The 17736-nt window shown below is 71.8% G+C and carries 20 protein-coding genes; 5 read left to right on the plus strand and 15 right to left on the minus strand.

The genetic code is table 11. The features are described from left to right. Positions 1-4: 4 nt before the first annotated feature. The 3 genes from ACY1JX_RS08110 to ACY1JX_RS08120 form a co-directional block, all read right to left on the minus strand. Positions 5-1327: a polysaccharide pyruvyl transferase family protein gene (locus tag ACY1JX_RS08110; protein WP_462565783.1), complete on the minus strand. Its 1323-nt coding sequence runs from the start codon at positions 1325-1327 to the stop codon at positions 5-7. A 68-nt stretch (positions 1328-1395) separates the two neighbouring features. Further along, on the minus strand, positions 1396-1656 hold the full coding sequence (locus ACY1JX_RS08115; RefSeq protein WP_462565785.1) for a glutaredoxin family protein: 261 nt from the start codon (positions 1654-1656) through the stop codon (positions 1396-1398). Between the two features lie 76 nt (positions 1657-1732). Beyond that, complete coding sequence (locus ACY1JX_RS08120; RefSeq protein WP_462565786.1) at positions 1733-3283, minus strand: class I adenylate-forming enzyme family protein; 1551 nt, start codon at positions 3281-3283, stop codon at positions 1733-1735. A 52-nt stretch (positions 3284-3335) separates the two neighbouring features. Here ACY1JX_RS08120 and ACY1JX_RS08125 point away from each other — a divergent pair, with 52 nt between their 5' ends. Next, the gene (locus tag ACY1JX_RS08125) at positions 3336-4226 is read left to right on the plus strand and encodes an HAD family hydrolase (protein ID WP_462565787.1); all 891 of its coding nucleotides are present in this window, start codon (positions 3336-3338) and stop codon (positions 4224-4226) included. On the opposite strand, the gene ACY1JX_RS08130 is transcribed toward ACY1JX_RS08125, so the two are convergent. Then, on the minus strand, positions 4223-4840 hold the full coding sequence (locus ACY1JX_RS08130) for a TetR/AcrR family transcriptional regulator (RefSeq protein WP_462565788.1): 618 nt from the start codon (positions 4838-4840) through the stop codon (positions 4223-4225). The two genes, ACY1JX_RS08125 and ACY1JX_RS08130, sit on opposite strands and share 4 nt — an antisense overlap. Positions 4841-4921: 81 nt before the next feature. Here ACY1JX_RS08130 and ACY1JX_RS08135 point away from each other — a divergent pair, with 81 nt between their 5' ends. Together ACY1JX_RS08135 and ACY1JX_RS08140 are read left to right on the plus strand one after the other, a co-directional pair. Beyond that, the gene (locus ACY1JX_RS08135) at positions 4922-7240 is read left to right on the plus strand and encodes an MMPL family transporter (protein ID WP_462565789.1); all 2319 of its coding nucleotides are present in this window, start codon (positions 4922-4924) and stop codon (positions 7238-7240) included. Between the two features lie 105 nt (positions 7241-7345). Continuing rightward, entirely contained in the window at positions 7346-7720 is a 375-nt protein-coding gene (locus ACY1JX_RS08140; RefSeq protein WP_462565790.1) for a hypothetical protein, read from the plus strand. 98 nt (positions 7721-7818) lie between these two features. Here ACY1JX_RS08140 and ACY1JX_RS08145 read toward each other — a convergent pair whose 3' ends face one another. The 9 genes from ACY1JX_RS08145 to ACY1JX_RS08185 form a co-directional block, all read right to left on the minus strand. Then, positions 7819-8391 (minus strand): RNA polymerase sigma factor, encoded by a 573-nt coding sequence (locus ACY1JX_RS08145; protein ID WP_462565791.1) that lies wholly within the window; start codon positions 8389-8391, stop codon positions 7819-7821. Then, positions 8384-9085 carry a hypothetical protein gene (locus tag ACY1JX_RS08150; RefSeq protein ID WP_462565792.1) on the minus strand — a complete coding sequence of 234 codons (702 nt, stop codon included), beginning with the start codon at positions 9083-9085 and terminating at the stop codon, positions 8384-8386. Before ACY1JX_RS08150 ends, ACY1JX_RS08145 begins: the two co-directional genes overlap by 8 nt. 20 nt (positions 9086-9105) lie before the next feature. After that, entirely contained in the window at positions 9106-10419 is a 1314-nt protein-coding gene (locus ACY1JX_RS08155) for a lysophospholipid acyltransferase family protein (protein ID WP_286930156.1), read from the minus strand. Continuing rightward, positions 10416-11390: an NAD-dependent epimerase/dehydratase family protein gene (locus tag ACY1JX_RS08160; RefSeq protein WP_462565793.1), complete on the minus strand. Its 975-nt coding sequence runs from the start codon at positions 11388-11390 to the stop codon at positions 10416-10418. Before ACY1JX_RS08160 ends, ACY1JX_RS08155 begins: the two co-directional genes overlap by 4 nt. 3 nt (positions 11391-11393) lie before the next feature. Then, positions 11394-11495 carry a 30S ribosomal protein bS22 gene (locus ACY1JX_RS08165; protein WP_019143756.1) on the minus strand — a complete coding sequence of 34 codons (102 nt, stop codon included), beginning with the start codon at positions 11493-11495 and terminating at the stop codon, positions 11394-11396. A gap of 128 nt (positions 11496-11623) precedes the next feature. Continuing rightward, the gene (locus ACY1JX_RS08170) at positions 11624-11809 is read right to left on the minus strand and encodes a helix-turn-helix domain-containing protein (protein ID WP_078699209.1); all 186 of its coding nucleotides are present in this window, start codon (positions 11807-11809) and stop codon (positions 11624-11626) included. Between the two features lie 210 nt (positions 11810-12019). Then, the gene (locus ACY1JX_RS08175) at positions 12020-13195 is read right to left on the minus strand and encodes an acetoin utilization protein AcuC (protein WP_462565794.1); all 1176 of its coding nucleotides are present in this window, start codon (positions 13193-13195) and stop codon (positions 12020-12022) included. 5 nt (positions 13196-13200) lie between these two features. Continuing rightward, the gene (gene proC / locus ACY1JX_RS08180) at positions 13201-13983 is read right to left on the minus strand and encodes a pyrroline-5-carboxylate reductase (RefSeq protein ID WP_462565795.1); all 783 of its coding nucleotides are present in this window, start codon (positions 13981-13983) and stop codon (positions 13201-13203) included. Positions 13984-14052: 69 nt separating this feature from the next. Then, the gene (locus tag ACY1JX_RS08185; RefSeq protein WP_462565796.1) at positions 14053-14610 is read right to left on the minus strand and encodes an LOG family protein; all 558 of its coding nucleotides are present in this window, start codon (positions 14608-14610) and stop codon (positions 14053-14055) included. A 90-nt stretch (positions 14611-14700) separates the two neighbouring features. Between ACY1JX_RS08185 and ACY1JX_RS08190 the strand changes: the two genes are divergently transcribed. Together ACY1JX_RS08190 and ACY1JX_RS08195 are read left to right on the plus strand one after the other, a co-directional pair. Beyond that, positions 14701-15651 carry a bile acid:sodium symporter family protein gene (locus ACY1JX_RS08190; RefSeq protein ID WP_462565797.1) on the plus strand — a complete coding sequence of 317 codons (951 nt, stop codon included), beginning with the start codon at positions 14701-14703 and terminating at the stop codon, positions 15649-15651. Further along, on the plus strand, positions 15648-15995 hold the full coding sequence (locus ACY1JX_RS08195) for a VOC family protein (RefSeq protein WP_462565798.1): 348 nt from the start codon (positions 15648-15650) through the stop codon (positions 15993-15995). Before ACY1JX_RS08190 ends, ACY1JX_RS08195 begins: the two co-directional genes overlap by 4 nt. Before the next feature lie 6 nt (positions 15996-16001). On the opposite strand, the gene ACY1JX_RS08200 is transcribed toward ACY1JX_RS08195, so the two are convergent. Beyond that, positions 16002-16796: a sugar phosphate isomerase/epimerase family protein gene (locus ACY1JX_RS08200; RefSeq protein ID WP_376785959.1), complete on the minus strand. Its 795-nt coding sequence runs from the start codon at positions 16794-16796 to the stop codon at positions 16002-16004. Positions 16797-16821: 25 nt separating this feature from the next. After that, positions 16822-17733 (minus strand): Ppx/GppA phosphatase family protein, encoded by a 912-nt coding sequence (locus ACY1JX_RS08205; RefSeq protein ID WP_462565799.1) that lies wholly within the window; start codon positions 17731-17733, stop codon positions 16822-16824. Positions 17734-17736 lie beyond the last annotated feature (3 nt).

Here is a 17736-nt window from a genome sequence, read left to right on the forward strand (position 1 = left end):
CAATTCAGCGGCTGCGGCGGAACAGGCCGCGACGCTGGTTCCCCGACTCGAGCTCGGCCACCCGGGCCTCGAGCTTCTTCGTCCGCGCCTCCGCCTGGGCGATGCCCTGGTGCGCCGAGCGCGCCGCGTTCCAGACGCGCAGGTCCATCAGCTCGGGCTCGGTGGAGCGAGGGCGGACGACGAGACCCGGCCGCACGTCGACCTGCGCCACGGCGCGGTCGAACGGCGCCTCGCCGGCCGGGAGGTCCAGCGCGTGGCGCAGGCCGTGCTTCTCCAGGAAGCCGGCGAAGCGGGCCAGGCGCTCGGGGTGGCCCTGCACGAGTCGGGTGTAGTCCGACCGCTCGAAGAGACGCTCGGGGGTGTCCTCGCGGCGGTGCTCGGTGACCTGCGTGTGCGGGATCTCGAAGTACTCGCACAGCTCGCGGGTCCGGCTGTCGTGGACGATGACGTGCGCCGGCGTGCCCGACAGGAGCGAGGCGATGTTGCCGTGGATGCGGTGGCCCACGGTGAACTCGCGGTCGGCCATCGACTGGATCCACGTGGGCGCGTGGCAGTGGAAGACCGCCTTGTTCTCCAGGAACGCGTGGTGGCGGATGGAGCCGGGGTACCCGGGGGACGTCGCCTTCACCGTGGGTCCGCCGAGCATCGCGTCGAGGTCGTTGACCTGCTGCGCGACGTACTCGGTGCGGGGGTGGCGGTCGAAGACGTCCTCGACCCAGCCCTTGGGGATCCGCACGTGCGGCGTGAGGTTCAGGCTCACCTTGGTGTGCTCGTCGAACGCCGGCGCGGTGTCGCGGATCCTCAGGTCGGCGCCGCGCAGGAACATCGACGGGCAGCCGATGACGTCGACGTCGGAGAAGCCGAGGTCGGACAGGTAGGCGGCGGTGCGCTCGCCGCGCACGCCGATCGACGGGCCCCGCGACAGGACCGCGCGCATGAAGCGCTGAGCGGCGGCGTCGACCTCCTCGGAGCGCTCCGGCGTCCCGTCGAGCTGGAACTGCCCGCCGACCCCGAGGATCGTGACCGGGACCGTGAGCTGCTCGATCGCCGACGTGAGGGCGGTGAGCTGCGGGAGGTAGCCGCGGCGGAAGGCGTTCGCCAGCGGGATCACGACGTGTCGCTCCTCCTCGTTGAGGCGGTCGACGCTGCGCATGAGGGTGTTCAGGTTGTTCGCCTCGACGTCGACGCCGTCCACCATCACCGAGCGCTGCGCGGACGCGGCGAAGATGAGGTTGCCGGAGTTCTTGCCGCAGCCGACACGGAAGACCTTCATCGACGGAGGGTTCATCGGGTCGACGTAACGGCGGACGTAGATGCGATCTGACACGCCTTGAAGTTTCCCTGACTGCGGCAAGGAACGCTAATGCGCCCCGCGGCGGCGGCCGTCGCGGCGGCTCAGCCGCGGGCGAGCGCCGCGCGCAGACGCGCCGGATCGACGCGCCAGAAGTCGTGCTGGCGCCCGTCGACGAACGTCACCGGCACCTGGTCGGTGAACCGTTGCCGCAGGTCGGGGTCGGCGTCGATGTCCACGCGCGTCCAGGTGTCGCCGGTCTCGGCCACGAGCTGGGCCACGACCTGCTCGGCCGCCGCGCACAGGTGGCACCCCTCACGCGAGTAGACCACCACGCGGGCGTCCTCGGCGTGCGCGATGCTCATGCCGGCTCCCCCGAGAAGAAACGACGGTACGGGCGCGCCGGCACGAGGTGCCCCATGCTCGCTCGCTGGCGCTCGCTCATGCCGGCTCCGAGCGCGCGAGGGCGCGCAGGCGCCCCTTCGCGACCTTGCCCGTGGGCGAGTGCGGCAGGGCGGCCACCACGATGACGCGCGACGGCACCTTGAAGCGCGCCAGCCGCTCGGCCGCGATGGTGCGGACCGCGGCCTCGACCGGGGCCGAGTCGCCCTCGGGGTCGTCGGGGACGACGAAGGCCACCACCGCCTCGCCGGTGCGCTCGTCGGGGACGCCGATCACGGCGACCGCCTCGACACCCGGGGTGTCGACGATCGCCTCCTCGATCTCCGAGGGGTAGACGTTGAAGCCCGAGACGTTGATGGTCTCCTTCAGCCGGTCGACCAGGACGAGGTTGCCCGCGTCGTCGAGCAGACCGATGTCGCCCGTGGCCCACCAGCCCTCGGCGTCGGGGCCGTCCGAGCCGTCGGGCCAGTAGCCGGAGAAGAGGTTGGCACCGCGGGCGTAGATCTGGGCCGGGTCGCCGGGGGCTGCGGGCTGGCCCAGGAAGTCGCGCAGCGCGATCTCGACACCCGGGAGCGGGCGCCCGACCGAGCCACCGGGCGGCAGCTGGCCCGGCTCGCGGCCGTCGCCGATGGTCATGGTGAGCACGGGCGAGGTCTCGGTGAGGCCGTAGCCCTGCTCGACGGGCTTGCCGGAGAGGGCATGGAACGCCTCGGCGAGCTCGGGGTCGAGCGCCGAGGCACCGGAGACGACCACACGGACGCCGTCGAACGCCTCGGTCAGACCCTCCAGCCCGACGAGGGCCTGGATCACCTGCGGCGCGACGGGCAGGTTGGTGACGCCGTGGTCGACGATGTCGCCCAGCAGCGCGCCGGGGTGGAACTCCTCCACGAGCACGGCGGTGGCGCCGACCCGGACCGAGAGCGACAGCACGCAGTTCAGGCCGTAGATGTGGAACATCGGCAGCAGGCCGAGCACGACGTCGTCGGGCGTGATGACGGGCGGCGAGTCGACCTGGAGCAGCTGGTCGAGGTCGGCCGCGAGCGCGCGGTGCGTGAGCATGACGCCGCGCGGCAGGCCCGTGGCACCGGAGGTGAACAGGACGACCGCGAGCGACTCGGGGTCGCGCGGGGCGATCGGCTCCAGCTCGACCGCCTGCTCGAGCAGCGCCCCGAAGCGCAGCTCCCCCGCCTCGGGGGCGGCGCGGTGGACGACGATGAGCGAGTCGCCCGTCTCGGCCTGGCGCACCTGCGTGATCGACTGGGCATCGCCGACGACGATCTTCGGCGAGCAGGCCTCGACCATCCGGGAGATCTCGCGCGGGGTGGCGCGCGGGTTGATCGGCACGGCCACGAGGCCGCCGCGGAGCACGCCGTAGTAGGCCACGGCGAGGTCGATGCCGTTGGACATGACGAGGGCGACCCGCTGTCCTGCGAGGACATTGCGTCCGAGGAGGGTCTGGGCGACACGATCGGCCCATTCGTCGAACTCGGCCCACGTCACGCGACGGTCGCTCCGGGGCTCGATCAGGGCGATGCCCTCAGGGTCACGACGCGCGGTCTCGCGCAGATCGTCACTCACGTTGACGGTCATGGCGTCGAGTCAACCACACCTCGCCGTCCGGCAACGCCGTTACAGTGACGCCATGTCCCCGCGACGACCGCACGACGCCCCGCGCAATCTGCAGTCGCGCTCGATCCTGGCCGGCCAGGCGGCGGCCGCCGCCGCCGAGGTGGAGCAGGCTCTCGCCCAGCCCGCCGACCCCACCGCCGCCGCGTTCTTCGACGTGGACAACACGATCATGCAGGGCGCGTCGATCTTCCTGCTCGCCCGCGGCCTGCACCGCCGCGAGTTCTTCACCACGCGCGACATCGCCCGTGCGGCCTGGCAGCAGGCGTACTTCAAGTACGTCGGCGTCGAGGACCCCCAGCACATCGAGCAGGCCCGCAACGCCGCCCTCCAGTTCATCGCCGGCCACGAGGTCAGCGAGCTGGAGGAGATCGGCGAGGAGGTCTTCGACGAGTACATGGCCGCCAAGATCTGGCCCGGCACCCGCGCGATGGCCCAGTGGCACCTCGACCGCGGCCAGCGGGTCTGGCTGATGACGGCGGCGCCGGTGGAGATCGCGCAGGTCATCGCCCGCCGGCTGGGCCTGACCGGCGGCCTGGGCACCGTGGCCGAGCACGTCGACGGCGTCTACACCGGGCGACTCGTCGGCGACATGCTGCACGGAGAGGGCAAGGCGATCGCGGTGCGCGCCCTGGCGGAGTCCGAGGGCCTCGACCTCGAGCGCTGCTACGCCTACTCCGACTCCTCGAACGACATCCCGATGCTGTCCCTCGTCGGGCACCCGTGCGCGGTGAACCCTGATGGCGCCCTGCTCTCGCACGCCAAGGCCAACGGGTGGCTCGTGCGCGACTACCGCACCGGCCGCAAGGTGGTCGCCGCCGGCGCGAAGGCCGGCGCCGCGGCGGCCCTGGCCACCACCGCCTGGCTGCTCACCCGGTTGGCCGTCCGGCGCCTGCGCCGCTCCTAGTCGGCGTCGAGCGGCGGCTGGCGTCGCTCGGGCGGGGCGCCGAGGCGGTCGTAGTCCTCGTCGGAGAGCGGCGGCAGCTCACCCTCCGCCTCGGGCGACAGCGCGGGCAGCAGCATCGCGAGGTAGCGGCGGCGGACCGTCTCCGTGGCGACCGGCGAGTTGAGGCCCAGCACGATCATCCGCAGCAGCCAGTAAAGGTCGACCGGCTCGAGGTCGCGGCGCAGCACGCCCCGCAGCTGGCCGCGCCGCAGCAGGTCGACGAACGGCTCCGCGAGCACCTCGAGCGCCTCGTCGGTGACCTGGCTCGCGCCCACCTCGCTCAGCACGGGCGCGTAGCGGCCGATCACCTCGACGAAGTGTGCGGCGACGTCGAGCAGGTCGGCGTCCTCCTCCTCGGCGCCGTCGACGAGCGGCAGCAGCTCCTCGGCGAAGATCCGCGCGAACACGGCGCTCTCCAGGGCGGCGCGGTTCGGGAAGTGCCGGTAGACCGTGGCGACGCCGACGCCGGCCTCGGTCGCGATCCGTTCCATCGAGGGCGCGGCATCCTCGACCCAGAGGCGCTGGACCGCGACGACGATGCGCTCGGCGTTGGCCCGCGAGTCACGTCGTGACACAGGTCTCCTCCCCTCCCCTCGCTTCGTTCCACTCCCCATCCTACGATGTGAGAGACATCTATCACTTCGTGAGGAACGCCTGTGTCGACTCTCCTGTACCGGTGGGGCAAGTCCGCCTTCGCCCACCCGTTCCGCTTCCTCGGCGCCTGGCTCGTCCTGCTCGTCGTCATCGTCGGGTCGATCGCGGTCAACGCGCCGAAGCTCAGCAGCGAGGTGACGATCAACGGCGTCCCCGCCCAGGAGGTGCTCGAGCAGCTCGAGCGCGAGATGCCGGCCGCCGCGGGCGGCGCGGGCCAGATCGTCTACCGCGCTCCGGAGGGCACCACCTTCTTCGACGAGGCGTCCGCCGCTCCCCTGGCCCAGTCGATGCAGGGGATCTACGAGGACGACAACGTCGTGAACCCGCTCGACCTCGCCGGCTCCGAGCAGGCCCAGGCCGCGGCGCAGGAGCAGATGGCCGCCCAGGTCCAGGCCGCTGAGCAGGCCATCGCGGCCGCGGAGGCCGGCCAGGAGCTCGACCAGCCCGTGCCGCTCGTGGTCGGAGGCGAGCTCGTTCCCGGCGTGACCATCTCGCCGGACGGCACCGTCGCCATGGCGCAGTTCCAGTTCACGAAGCAGACGATCGACCTCCCCACCGGAGCCATCGAGGAGGTGCTCGACCACGCCGAGGCGCCCCTGGAGGGCACCGACGTGGAGGTCCTGCCCGGAGCCTCGCTGCAGGAGCTGCCCGAGGTGGCCGGCGCGGGCGAGGCCGTCGGCATCGTCGTCGCCGCGGTCGTGCTCTTCCTGGTCCTGGGCTCCGTCGTGGCCGCCGGACTGCCGCTCGCGACCGCGCTGCTCGGCGTCGGCGTGGGCGTCGGCGGCGCCTACGCGCTGGGCCACTTCTACGACCTCGGCTCGATGAGCGTCGTGCTGGGCCTCATGCTCGGCCTGGCCGTGGGCATCGACTACGCCCTCTTCATCGTCAACCGCCAGCGCCGGCTCATCATGCGTGAGCGGCTGTCCGCCCACGAGGCCACCGGGCGTGCCGTCGGCACCGCCGGCAGTGCGGTGTTCTTCGCCGGCACGACCGTCGTGATCGCCCTCGCGGCGCTCACGGTCATCGGCATCAGCCTCCTGACGACGATGGCGATCATCGCCGCCGCCACCGTGGCCGTGGCCGTCCTCGTGGCGCTCACCGCCCTGCCCGCCCTGCTGGGGCTGGTGAACGAGCGGATCGTGTCGGCCAAGGCCCGCGAGAAGTTCCAGGAGCGCGAGGCCGCCGGCGTCGACCACGCCACCGCGCGCCGCTGGGCGACCTTCCTGTCCAAGCACCGCTTCCTCGCCTCGGGCGCCGTCATCCTGACGACCCTCGTCATCGCGATCCCGGCGCTCGACATGCGCCTGGGCCTGCCGTCGAGCGAGAACTACAACTCCGGCACCGACCAGCGCGAGAGCTACGAGACGGTCAGCGAGGCGTTCGGCGAGGGCCTCAACGGCCCCCTGCTCGTGGTCCTGTCGTCGCGCGACGACCAGCCCGTCGACCAGCAGGCCGCGGGCGCCGTCCTGGCCGAGCTCGGCCAGCTCGACGACGTCGCCTCGGCCACCGCCGCAGGCATGAGCGAGGACGGCCGCACCGTGCTCGTCTCGCTGATTCCTCGCGAGGGCCCGACCGATCCGTCCACCGAGGACCTCGTGCACTCGCTGCGCGACGCGTCGACCGATGTCGAGGCGACGTACGACATCGACCTCGGCGTCACCGGCCAGACCGCCATGGGCATCGACATCGCCGAGAAGATGGGCGAGGTCATGCCGATCTACCTCGGCATCGTCGTCCTGCTCTCGCTCATCGTCCTGACGATCGTGTTCCGCTCGATCATCGTGCCGCTCAAGGCCACGGCGGGCTTCCTGCTGACGATCCTGGCCACCCTCGGCGCCACCACCGCCGTGTTCCAGTGGGGCTGGCTCAACGGCCTGTTCGGGCTCGACTCCACCGGCCCGGTGATGGCGATGCTGCCGATCCTGGTGACGGGCATCGCCTACGGCCTGGCGATGGACTACCAGGTGTTCCTGGTGTCGTCGATGCGCGAGTCGTGGGTCCACGGCCACAGCGGCCGCGAGTCGGTGATCGACGGGTTCAGCCACTCCAGCCGTGTCGTGGTGGCCGCGGCGGTGATCATGACGGCCGTGTTCGCCGGCTTCATCTTCAACGGCGACCCGATGATCAAGCAGATCGGCTTCGCCCTGGCGGTCGCGATCGCGATCGACGCGTTCCTCGTGCGCATGACGCTCGTGCCCGCGCTGATGGCGATGTTCGGCGACCGCGCGTGGCGCCTGCCGGCCTGGCTCGACCGGCTGCTTCCCGACCTTGACATCGAGGGCGACCAGCTACTCAAGCGCCTCGGCGCGAAGGAGTCCTGACCAGCGCGCCAAAAAAAACTCCGGGGGCGTGTAACGCCGGTGCGCTCCCGTGACATGTGAGAGGTGTCAGCAGTCTCCGGACTGCCCATCATCTGAGGAGATCACATGAAGAACAGCGCACGCATCGGCGCGCTCGCCGCCGGCCTCGCCCTCTCGCTTGGCCCTCTGACGGCTCCCGCGCACGCCGACGCTCCGACCAAGGAGCCCTGCGCGACCCAGACCACCCAGGTCGCCCGCGCCGAGGCGCAGCTGGCGAAGGTGAACGCCGTGTTCGCCAAGAAGCAGGCGAAGGTCAAGAAGGCCAAGAAGGCCGTCGCCCAGGCCGACACCCGCGCCGAGAAGCGTCAGGCCGTGAAGAAGCTCAAGGTGGCCAAGGCGAGTCGCACCAAGGTCGTCAAGATCAAGAAGGCCCAGGTGCAGCGCGTCGCTCACGCCAAGGCGCGCCTCGCCAAGTGCCTGGCGAGCCAGCCCGCCTCCTGATCGTCCCCCCGGGACTCGCCCTCGTCTGCGTGGGCGTGCAGTTGTCGGCCCGCCCCAATCCCCCGGGGCGGGCCGGCTTTTTCTCCGTCGGTGCGGGTTCAGACCCCGGGCGCCCCGTCCGGGATCGACTCGAGGGAGGCCCGCACCGACGGTCGGCGCTCCAGCCGGCGCAGGCCGCGGTGCCGTGCCACGCGCAGCGCGACCGCACTGACGCCCAGCACCTCGGCGGCCGTGTGCGGATCCATGCCGAGCCCGTCCACGAGGCCCACCGCCGCGCGCTCGCGGGGTGGCAGACCGGCCAGGACGGCCCGGAGCCACTCCTGGTGGGCGACGTCGGGACCGTGGTCGGGAACCGGCTCCAGCGCCAGCTCCTCCCCCTCGCTCGGACGGGTGTTGCGACGCTGCCACGTACGGCGCGAGGTGGCGCTGATCCGGCGCGCGATGCCGAAGATCCAGCCGCCGAAGTCGGACGACGTCCCCTCGAACTCCGCGATCTTGCTCGCCGCGACGAACCACGCCTCGGCCGCCACGTCCTCGGGAGCGGCCGCGGAGTCGCCGGTGGGCCGGATGCGCAGCCAGGCGACCAGCCGGCCGGCGTGCTCGACGTAGAGGGCGCGCCACGCCTCCTGCTCGCCGCGCTTGGCCGCTGAGACGAGGGCGTCGTCAGTCATCGCCGGCCCCCGGCTCCTTGTCCTGCGGCTCCGCCGGTGCCGGCTTCCTCCCGGTGCGCTCGCCTGCCTGGCCGCCGTCCTGCTCCCGCGCCGAGCCGCCGTCACCGCGGTCCTTCTTCTGCTTCTCCTGCCCGACGTGCTGGCCGTTCTCGCCCTTGTCCTCGCTGCGGGTCTCGCCCTGACCCCGGTCCTTCTCGCGACCCGGAGCCGGGTCCTTGCTCTGGTCCTTGCCCTGCTCCGTGCCCTGGTCCTTGTCCTTCACCGGCGCGTCGGACGCCGGGGAGTCGGCCCCGCGCCCTGCCTCGTCGTCGCGCGCGGATGAGCCCGTCTCGCGACTCGAGGGCGCTCCGGGATCGACGGCACCGCCGCCGGACCCCTCACCACGGTCGGCGTCGCCGGCCGGGGCGCCACCCTGCTCGCCCTGCGGTGCTGGCGGGTCGGGCGTCACGACGGCCTCGCGCAGCGGCGACGGCGGCAGCCCGGGAACCTCGATCGCACCGACCGCCCACGCTCCACCCACGGAGACGGCACTGATGCCGAGGAACGCCGCGACCGCGACGGCGACGCGGTGCCGTCGGCGCGGAGCCGCGACCGTGACGCCGCTCGTGCGGGCCGCGGCGGCCAGCCGGTGGACGAGGTCGTCCGACGGCTCGAGCGTCGGGGTGTCGAGCAGCAGGTCCGGACGTCGCGACATGGGCGTGCTCCTGGGGCGGATCAGACGAAGGGATTGCCGCGCTCGACCAGCAGCGTGTACAGGGTCTGCTGGATCGTCTCGCGGACCTGGTCGGTGACGTTGAACAGGAGCATCGGGTCGTCGGCCGACTCCGGCGGGTAGGCGTCGGTGCGGACCGGCTCGCCGAACTCGATGATCCACTTGCTGGGCAGCGGGATCAGGCCGAGCGGACCGAACAGCGGGAAGAACGGCGTGATGGGGATGTACGGCAGACCGAGCAGCCGGGCGAGCGACGGGATGTTGCCGATCAGCGGGTAGATCTCCTCGGCACCGACGATCGACACGGGGATGATCGGCACCTGCGCGCGCATCGCGGACGAGACGAAGCCGCCGCGGCCGAAGCGCTGCAACTTGTAGCGCTCACTGAACGGCTTGCCGACGCCCTTGAAGCCCTCGGGCCACACCGCGGCGAGCTCCCCGGAGGTCAGCAGGCGCTCGGCGTCCTCGGCGCACGCGAGGGTGGCGCCCATCTTGCGCGCGATCTGGCCCACGTAGGGCAGCCGGAACACGAGGTCGGCGCCGAGCGGGCGGATCGGCCGGCCGGTGTGCTTGCGCACGGCGTAGCCGGTGATCAGGCCGTCGACGGGCACGGTGCCGGAGTGGTTCGCCACCAGCAGCGCGCCACCGTCGGTGGGGATGTTCTCCACGCCGCGCACCTCGAGGCGGAACCAGCTCTCGGCCAGCGGCTCGACGAGGTTCGAGAGCAGGTCGAGCACCTCGGGGTCGAGGCCGAACTCGTCCACCTCGTAGCCGCCCGAGAGACGCCGGCGCAGGTTGCCGACGATGTCGACGACCTTCACCTGCCAGTCGGTGCCCATGAGCCGGCGGGCGCCCTCAGCGAAGGCCGCCGCCACGTCCTCGGGATCGATGTCGGCGGTGGCCTCGCGGGGCGGCTCCTGGCGGGGCGGCTCGTCCTCGGGCACGGCATGCAGGTGACGCTCACGCTGGGGACCGGGCGCGGTCTCCTCGGGCGCCGCCGTGGGCTGCTGCGGCGCCTCGGGGCGCTTCTTCGCCGCGGGCGCCTTCCTGGTGGTCTTCTTCGTCGCCTTCTTCGCCGGGGCGGTGGCGGCGGCCTCCTTGGCGGCGGCGGAGGTGGCCGCCTCGGCCTGCGCGGCCGAGGTGGGCTTCGTGCCCGAGCCGGACTTCTTCGCTGCGGCCTTCTTGGCGGGGGCCTTCGGAGTCGCCTTCTTGGCGGCGGGCCCGGCGAGCGTGCGCGCGGCTCGCGAGGGCGACGTCGAGCCGTTGCCGCGACCAGCGCGCCCCGACGTCCCGATGCCCTTGAGGTCGTCCTTCATCCCGTGATCCCCCATGAGTGCAGCAGACCCGGGCGCGCCGCCTCGGCGTACCACTCGAAGGTCTCGCGCGTCGTGTGCCGGGGACTGTAGCCGAAGATCTCGCGCAGGGCGGTGGTGTCCAGCACCCGGCCGTACGTCAGTAGACGGTGGACGCCCGGCGAGACGTCCGAGCCCATGTAGTGCACCATCCGGCGCAGCACCGAGCCGAAGCCCAGCGGCGGCAGCGGGATGGTGGGCTTGCCCATGATCCGGGCGGCCTGGGTGAGCATGAGGATGCCGTCGCCCGCGACGTTGAAGGTGCCGGGCCGGTCGGACAGCGCGGCCATCGAGATGACCTCGAGCGCGTCCTGGGGGTGCAGCAGCTGCAACCGGGCGTCGAAGCCCATGGGGACCGGGAGAACCGGGTTCGCGAAGTACGTCCCCAGCACGGTCGGGAAGTGCGGCGACAGCCACTGCGCCATGCGCAGCGTGGTGACGGTGACGTCGGGACGACGGCGCGCGAAGCCGCGCGTGTAGCCCTCGACCTCGACGATGTCCTTGGCGAACCCGGACTTCGTGCCGCCGCGTGCCGTGGCGGACTCGGTGAACACCGCGGGATCACGCGGCGACGCGCCGTACACGGCAGCACTGCTGGCGAGTACGACGCGTTGGACGGTGTCGGAACGCTGGCAGGCGGCGAGCACCTGCATCGTGCCGATGACGTTGATCTCCTTGGTGGCACTGCCGCCCCCGCGCGATCGCATCGGCGCCAGGTCCATGTGGACCACGGTGTCGACGTCCTCGACGGCAAGAACCTTGGAGATGACCGGCGTGCGGATGTCCGCACGCACGAATTTGACTGACCCGAGATCGTCGGTGGGCAGGGTCGTGTCGACTGCGACGACCCTGGCATCACCAGCTTCAGCGATGCGCCTCGCAGCGAGTGCCACGCCCGGCGTGGCCGCGCCCGTGACGAGGACGACCCCGGCCATCGGTCACTTGCCCAGACGGCGGCGCTGCACGCGTGTGCGCTTCAGCATCTTGCGGTGCTTCTTCTTCGACATCCGCTTGCGGCGCTTCTTGATGACAGAACCCACGACTCACCTCGATCTGATCTTTCACACAGGACAGACCAACCCTAGGCGATCGCACCCCGCCTGCACACAGCGGTGGGCAGGGGAACGTCAGCGACCGTCGGTCCGCCCCCCGCGGACCTCGGGCCGGATCAGCCGGCTTGGTAGAACGACTTCTGCAGCAGCTCCTCGACCGCGTGCTCAGGCACACGGAAGGAACGGCCGACACGCACGGCTTCGAGCTCGCCGGAATGCACGAGCCGGTACACCGTCATCTTCGAGACACGGATCTGGTCCGCGACCTCGGCAACGGTCATGAAGCGGGTTCCCTCAGACATCTCACACCATCCTCCCAGGGGCACGCGCGCTCTCCGGCTTCCCCACCGGAGAGTGAGCGCGCGTGCTTGGTGTGAAGACTAGTGGCAGAAGGGTCACCTGGGAACGAAAAATTTGAAACTCATGGCCTCTTGGCGTACCGTCCGCGCTCGACCCGCTCCTTGTGTACCGCGACCGTACCCCCAAACCCGCAGTTGCGCCGGGGATTTCGGTCAGTACGAGGGATCGAGGCCGATCAGGGGAAAAGTCTCGGTCCGGGTGGCCTGGATCGATCGGTCGAGCCACGAGGCCGGGTCGTACCCGTCCTCCCAGCGCCGGTAGAGCGCTCGCCGGCCGTCGGTCATCCGGGTGGGCGCGGGCTGGCCGCGCAGCTCCTCCACGGCCCGCCGCCACGCCTCGGGCGTCTCGGTCTCGGGCGGGAGCGGATGACCGCTGACGATCGACAGCAGATGGCCCCACGCGCGCGGCACGACGTCGACGACGGCGTAGCCGCCCCCGCCGGTGGCGAGCCACTTGCCCGCGGTGACCTCCTCGGCCAGGTCGCGCACCGCCAGGTAGGACGCACGCTGCCCGTCGACGCTCAGCATGAGGTTGGTCAGCGGGTCGTCCATGTGCGAGTCGCAGCCGTGCTGGCTGACGATCACCTCGGGCGCGAACTCGCGGACGATCGGCGGCACCACCGCGTGGAACGCGCGGAGCCAGCCGGCGTCGGACGTTCCGGGGGGCAGCGGGACGTTGACCGCGGAGCCCTCGGCTCCCTCGGCGCCGACCTCGGTGGAGTAGCCGGTGCCCGGGAACAGGGTCTGCGGCGACTCGTGCAACGAGATCGTCAGCACCCGGGGGTCGTGGTAGAAGATCGCCTGCACGCCGTCGCCGTGGTGGGCGTCGACGTCGATGTAGACGATCTTCTGGGCCCCGTGGTCGAGCATCCACTGGATGCCCATCGCGACGTCGTTGTAGACGCAGAATCCGCTCGCGCGGCCGGGCATCGCGTGGTGCAGGCCACCGCTGACGTTGATCGCTCGCTTGCGCTCGCCGGTCCAGACCAGGCGCGCCGCCTCCAGGCTCGCTCCGGCGATCAGGGCGCTGGCGTCGTGCATCCCGCGGAAGACCGGGTTGTCCTCGGTGCCCAGGCCGTGGGCGGCGTCGGTGTGCGTCGGATGCTTGCTCAGGTTGATCACGCGCTCGACGTAGTCGGGCGTGTGGACGCTGAGCAGCTCGCGCTCGGTGGCGGGCCGGGCACCCACGACGTCGAGGTCCTCCAGCACCCCCAGCTCCTCGGCGAGCGCCATGGTCAGCTTGACCCGGATCGGCGCCATCGGGTGCGAGGGCCCGAAGTCGTAGTCGGTGAGGTGCTCGTCGAACACCACCGCGGCGCGATCGTCCATGCCCGTCACCCTAGTTCCGCGGACCGGGCGATCGCGGCGAGAACGCCGGCTCGGATCCCCTCGCCCACCCCGTGCTGGTCGAACGTGGTGATCGCGGCGTGCGTGGTGCCGTTCGGCGAGGTCACCCGACGGCGCAGCTCCTCGGGCGACTCGTCCGAGCCGGCCAGCAGCTCGGCCGCGCCGACGAGGGTCTGCACCGTGAGGGTGCGCGCGTCCTCGGGGTCGAGTCCGCCCTCGATGCCGGCGGCGATCATGTGCTCGGCGAGGTGGAACAGGTAGGCCGGTCCCGACCCGGAGACGGCGGTGACCGCGTCCTGGTGGGACTCGTCGACCACGACGACCTCGCCACCGGAGCCGAGCAGGTCGACCACGGCCTCGAGCCGGTCGGCGGGCACCCGGCTGCCGGGTGAGACGCCGAACATCCCGCGCCCGATGACGGCCGGCGTGTTCGGCATCGCGCGGACGACGGCGACGGCGTCGGGCAGGGCCGCCTCGATCGTGGCGGTGCGCACCCCGGCGGCGAGCGAGACCACGGTGGCCCCGGCGTCGACCGAGGCGGCGATCCCCGGGAGTACCGTGGCGACGTCCTGGGGCTTCACGACGAGCAGGATCACGTCGGCCCCGGCGACCGCGGAAACGTCCTCGGCGGTGGCGTGCCCGAGGGCCTCCAGGTCGGCCCGGCGCTCGGCGCTGCGCTCGATCACGACGATGTCATCGTGCCCGGCGCGCGTCGTCGCCTCGGCCAGCGTGCCACCCATGACCCCGCCACCGACGACCGCGATCCTCATGGGTCCGAGGGTAGTTCCCTGCGGGCGCGTCCCGGCTCCGGCCCTGCCCTCAGGCGTGACGGGCGTCTCTCACGCGTCGATCCCCAGGACGGCGAGCGCCTCCTCGACGGACGCGACGATCGTGAACAGCTCCTCGTCGCGAGGACCGGTGAAGCCCTCGGCCGCGCCGTGCGAGACGATCTCGCGCAGCGGTCCGTAGTAGCCGGCGGTGTCGACCACGACGATCGGCTTGTCGTGGAAGCCCAGCTGGCGCCACGTGAGGATCTCGAAGAACTCCTCGTACGTGCCGAGCCCGCCCGGCAGGACGACGAACGCGTCCGACAGCTGGTGCATCAGCGCCTTGCGCTCGTGCATGGTCTCCACGACGTGCATGTCGGGATCGCCGCGGTGCCCACCCTCGCGCTCGAGCAACGATTGCGGGATGACGCCGACGACGCGGCCGCCACCTTCGCGGGCCGCGCGGGAGGCGGCCCCCATGATGCCGATCCCGCCGCCACCGAACACCAGGTCGACTCCGGCGCGGGCCAGTGCGGCACCGAGCTGCTCCCCGGCGGCGAGGTACTCGGGGCGGGCTCCGTCGCGCGCTCCGCAGAAGACGCAGACGGCGCCGATGGTGGTCTCACTCATGGAAGTCACGGTGCCAGTGTGGAACGAACCGACGGCGACCGGACGGCGACCCCCGGGCGACGGCGTGCCGAAGCGGCCTATCGTGGCCCGGTGCGCATCGACCCGTTCGTGCTGATGATCCTGGGCCTGGCCGGCCTCGGGATCGTCCTTCCCGCGCAGGGTGTCGTGCTCGACGTGGTGTCCGTGCTGGTCCAGGTGGGCATCGTCGCGCTGTTCTTCCTCTACGGGGCGCGGCTGTCGACCGCCGAGGTGGTGCACGGCCTGACCGCGTGGCGCGTGCACGCCGTGATCGTGGCCGTCACGTTCGTGGTCTTCCCGCTGATGGGCCTGGCCCTGTCCCCGCTGGCGCCGGCCGTGATCTCGCAGCAGCTGCTCACCGCGCTCGTGTTCGTGTGCCTCGTCCCCTCCACGGTGCAGTCGTCCGTGGCCTTCACGTCGATCGCCGGCGGCGACCGCGCGATCGCCGTGGTCGCGGCCTCGACGTCGAGCCTGCTCGGGGTCTTCCTCACGCCGTTGCTGGTGGCGCTGGTCCTCGGGGGCGACGTCACGGTGGACGCCGAGGCCGTCCTGCGGATCGTCGGCCTGCTGCTCGTGCCGTTCCTCGCCGGGCAGGTCGCACGGCGGTGGCTGCGGCCGTGGCTCGTGCGCCACGAGACGGGACTGCGACGCTTCGACCGGTCGACCGTGCTGCTCGTGGTCTACGCCGGCTTCAGCCGGGGCACGAACGCCGACGTGTGGAGCGTGCTCGACTGGGGAGACGGCGCCGTGGTGGGCGCCGTCTGCGTCGGGCTGCTGGCCGTCTCGTCGGTGCTCTGCTGGCTGGCCGGGCGCCGGTTCGGCCGCGGCGCCGGGATCGCGATCTACTTCTGCGGGACCAACAAGTCGCTCGCGGCGGGCCTGCCGATGGCCAGCGTGCTGTTCTCCGCGACCACGTTCCCGCTGATGATCCTGCCGCTCATGGTCTACCACCAGCTCCAGCTGGTCGTCGGCTCGCTCATCGCCACCAGACTGTCGGGGCACGGCCCTAGCGTGGGCCCATGACTGTCACTCCAGCGATGATCACGTGCGACACGACTGACGCCACGGCGTTGGCCACCTGGTGGGCCGAGCAGACCGGCGGAACCATCACCGAGGAGAACGACGGCTGGTACGTCATCGTCTCCGTGCCCGACAGCCCCACGCTGGCCTTCCAGAAGGTGGAGGACCCCACGCCGGGCAAGAACCGCCTGCACCTCGACGTGCTCGCCGACGACCTCGACGCCGAGGTCGCCCGGCTGCGCGAGGCCGGTGCCGGCCTGGTCGCCGAGCGCGGCGACGAGAACTTCCAGTGGGTCACGCTCACCGACCCGGCCGGCAACGAGTTCTGCGTCGCCCAGCGGTCCTGACCCGGCTCAGACGGGCGTGGGCGCCAGGTGCAGCCGCGCGTAGGCCAAGGCCTCCAGCAGGTCCGCGTCGCGGTCGGCCGCCTTGCGGGTGTTGACCTCCACCACGACATGGCCGGTGAAGCCCCGGTCGGCGAGGTGGCCCAGCAGCTTGTCGCACCCCTGCGTGCCGCGGCCGGGGATGAGGTGCTCGTCCTTCATCGACCCGGATCCGTCGGCGAGGTGGATGTGCGCCAGTCGGTCGCCCAGGTCGTCGATGAGCTGCATGGAGTCGATCCGTGAGGTGGCGCTGTGCGAGAAGTCCACCGTGACGTTCTCGTACTCGAAGGGCACCGGGTCCCACCCGGGCGCGTAGGCCTGGAACTCGCGCTTGCCCGAGCGCCACGGGTACATGTTCTCCACCGCGAACGCCACGTCGTACTCGTCCTCGAGCCGGGTGATGCCCTCGACGAAGCCGCGGGCGTACTCGCGCTGCCAGCGGAAGGGCGGGTGCACCACCACGGTGTCGGCGCCGACGTCGAGCGCCATCTCGGCGCTGCGGTGCAGCTTGCCCCACGGGTCGGTGCCCCACACGCGCTGCGTCACCAGCAGGCAGGGCGCGTGGATCGAGACCACGGGGATGTCGTGCGACGACGCCAAGGCCTTGATCGCGGTGGTGTCGGCGCTGACCTCGTCGAGGCCCACCATCACCTCGACCCCGTCGTAGCCCAGCCGCGCCGCGGTCGCGAAGCCGGCTGCCGTGCCCTCGGGGTAGACCGACGACGTGGACAGCGAGACCATCGGGTCGCTCGAGCGCGTGCTCACGACTCCCAGCCTAGAGCGGTGCTGGTCACATGTGGTCCAGGTACTCGATCAGCACACCCTCGCGCAGGGCCCACGGACAGATGAGCAGCTCCTCCAGTCCGAAGAGCTCCATCGTCGCCTCGGCCACCACGGCGCCCGCTCGCATCTGGTGCGCGCGCAGGGCGGACACGCCGGGCATCGCGGCGATCTGCTCGTCGGACGCGACCCGCAGCTCCTGGCCCAGCTCGACGAGGTCGCGGTGCTTCAGGGTGCGACGCACGTAGGGGCCGTCGCCCGACGGGGCAGCACCGCACATCCGCGCCAGCGAGCGGAACGTCTTGCTCGTCGCGACCGCCTGGTCGAAGGGCCCGCCCCGCAGCAGCGGGCCGGCGACGGCACCGATCTCGCGTCGCACCTCGCGGCGCAGGTCGTCGTGGTCGAGACCCCGGTCGAGCCACTCGCGGGTGAGTCGGCCGGCTCCGAGGGGCAGCGACGTCGCGGTGTCGGGCGTCTCGTCCGACCCGACCGCGAGCTCGAGCGAGCCCCCGCCGATGTCGAACACTCCCAGACGGCCCGACGACCAGCCGAACCAGCGGCGCACCGCGAGGAACGTCAGTCGCGCCTCGTCGTCGCCGGGGAGGATCTGCAGCTGGATGCCGCTGGCGTCGGCGACGCGGGCGATGACCTCGTCGGCGTTGCCCGCCTCGCGCACCGCCGAGGTGGCGAAGGCCAGCACGCGCTCGGCGCCCTTGTCCTCGGCCTGCGAGCCCGCCTCGACCACGTACTTGGCGAGCCGGTCGATGCCCTCGCGGGTGAGGTGACCGTCGGTGTCGAGGTTCTCCGCGAGCCGCAGTGGCTCGCTGAAGGAGTGGGCCGGCACCGGCGGTCCGCCCCGGAAGGCGTCGACGATGAGCAGGTGCCCGGTGTTGGAACCGATGTCGAGGACGCCGATGCGCATGGG

The sequence above is a fragment of the Aeromicrobium sp. JP4 genome, from assembly GCF_054957925.1.

What these genes read in the sequence shown, in the direction of transcription:
- ACY1JX_RS08115 (WP_462565785.1), bottom strand. Translation starts at nt 1,656, where the DNA reads ATGAGCATCGCGCACGCCGAGGACGCCCGCGTGGTGGTCTACTCGCGT.
- ACY1JX_RS08120 (WP_462565786.1), bottom strand. Translation starts at nt 3,283, where the DNA reads ATGACCGTCAACGTGAGTGACGATCTGCGCGAGACCGCGCGTCGTGAC.
- ACY1JX_RS08125 (WP_462565787.1), top strand. Translation starts at nt 3,336, where the DNA reads ATGTCCCCGCGACGACCGCACGACGCCCCGCGCAATCTGCAGTCGCGC.
- ACY1JX_RS08140 (WP_462565790.1), top strand. Translation starts at nt 7,346, where the DNA reads ATGAAGAACAGCGCACGCATCGGCGCGCTCGCCGCCGGCCTCGCCCTC.
- ACY1JX_RS08145 (WP_462565791.1), bottom strand. Translation starts at nt 8,391, where the DNA reads ATGACTGACGACGCCCTCGTCTCAGCGGCCAAGCGCGGCGAGCAGGAG.
- ACY1JX_RS08150 (WP_462565792.1), bottom strand. Translation starts at nt 9,085, where the DNA reads ATGTCGCGACGTCCGGACCTGCTGCTCGACACCCCGACGCTCGAGCCG.
- ACY1JX_RS08155 (WP_286930156.1), bottom strand. Translation starts at nt 10,419, where the DNA reads ATGAAGGACGACCTCAAGGGCATCGGGACGTCGGGGCGCGCTGGTCGC.
- ACY1JX_RS08160 (WP_462565793.1), bottom strand. Translation starts at nt 11,390, where the DNA reads ATGGCCGGGGTCGTCCTCGTCACGGGCGCGGCCACGCCGGGCGTGGCA.
- ACY1JX_RS08170 (WP_078699209.1), bottom strand. Translation starts at nt 11,809, where the DNA reads ATGTCTGAGGGAACCCGCTTCATGACCGTTGCCGAGGTCGCGGACCAG.
- ACY1JX_RS08175 (WP_462565794.1), bottom strand. Translation starts at nt 13,195, where the DNA reads ATGGACGATCGCGCCGCGGTGGTGTTCGACGAGCACCTCACCGACTAC.
- proC (WP_462565795.1), bottom strand. Translation starts at nt 13,983, where the DNA reads ATGAGGATCGCGGTCGTCGGTGGCGGGGTCATGGGTGGCACGCTGGCC.
- ACY1JX_RS08185 (WP_462565796.1), bottom strand. Translation starts at nt 14,610, where the DNA reads ATGAGTGAGACCACCATCGGCGCCGTCTGCGTCTTCTGCGGAGCGCGC.
- ACY1JX_RS08195 (WP_462565798.1), top strand. Translation starts at nt 15,648, where the DNA reads ATGACTGTCACTCCAGCGATGATCACGTGCGACACGACTGACGCCACG.
- ACY1JX_RS08205 (WP_462565799.1), bottom strand. Translation starts at nt 17,733, where the DNA reads ATGCGCATCGGCGTCCTCGACATCGGTTCCAACACCGGGCACCTGCTC.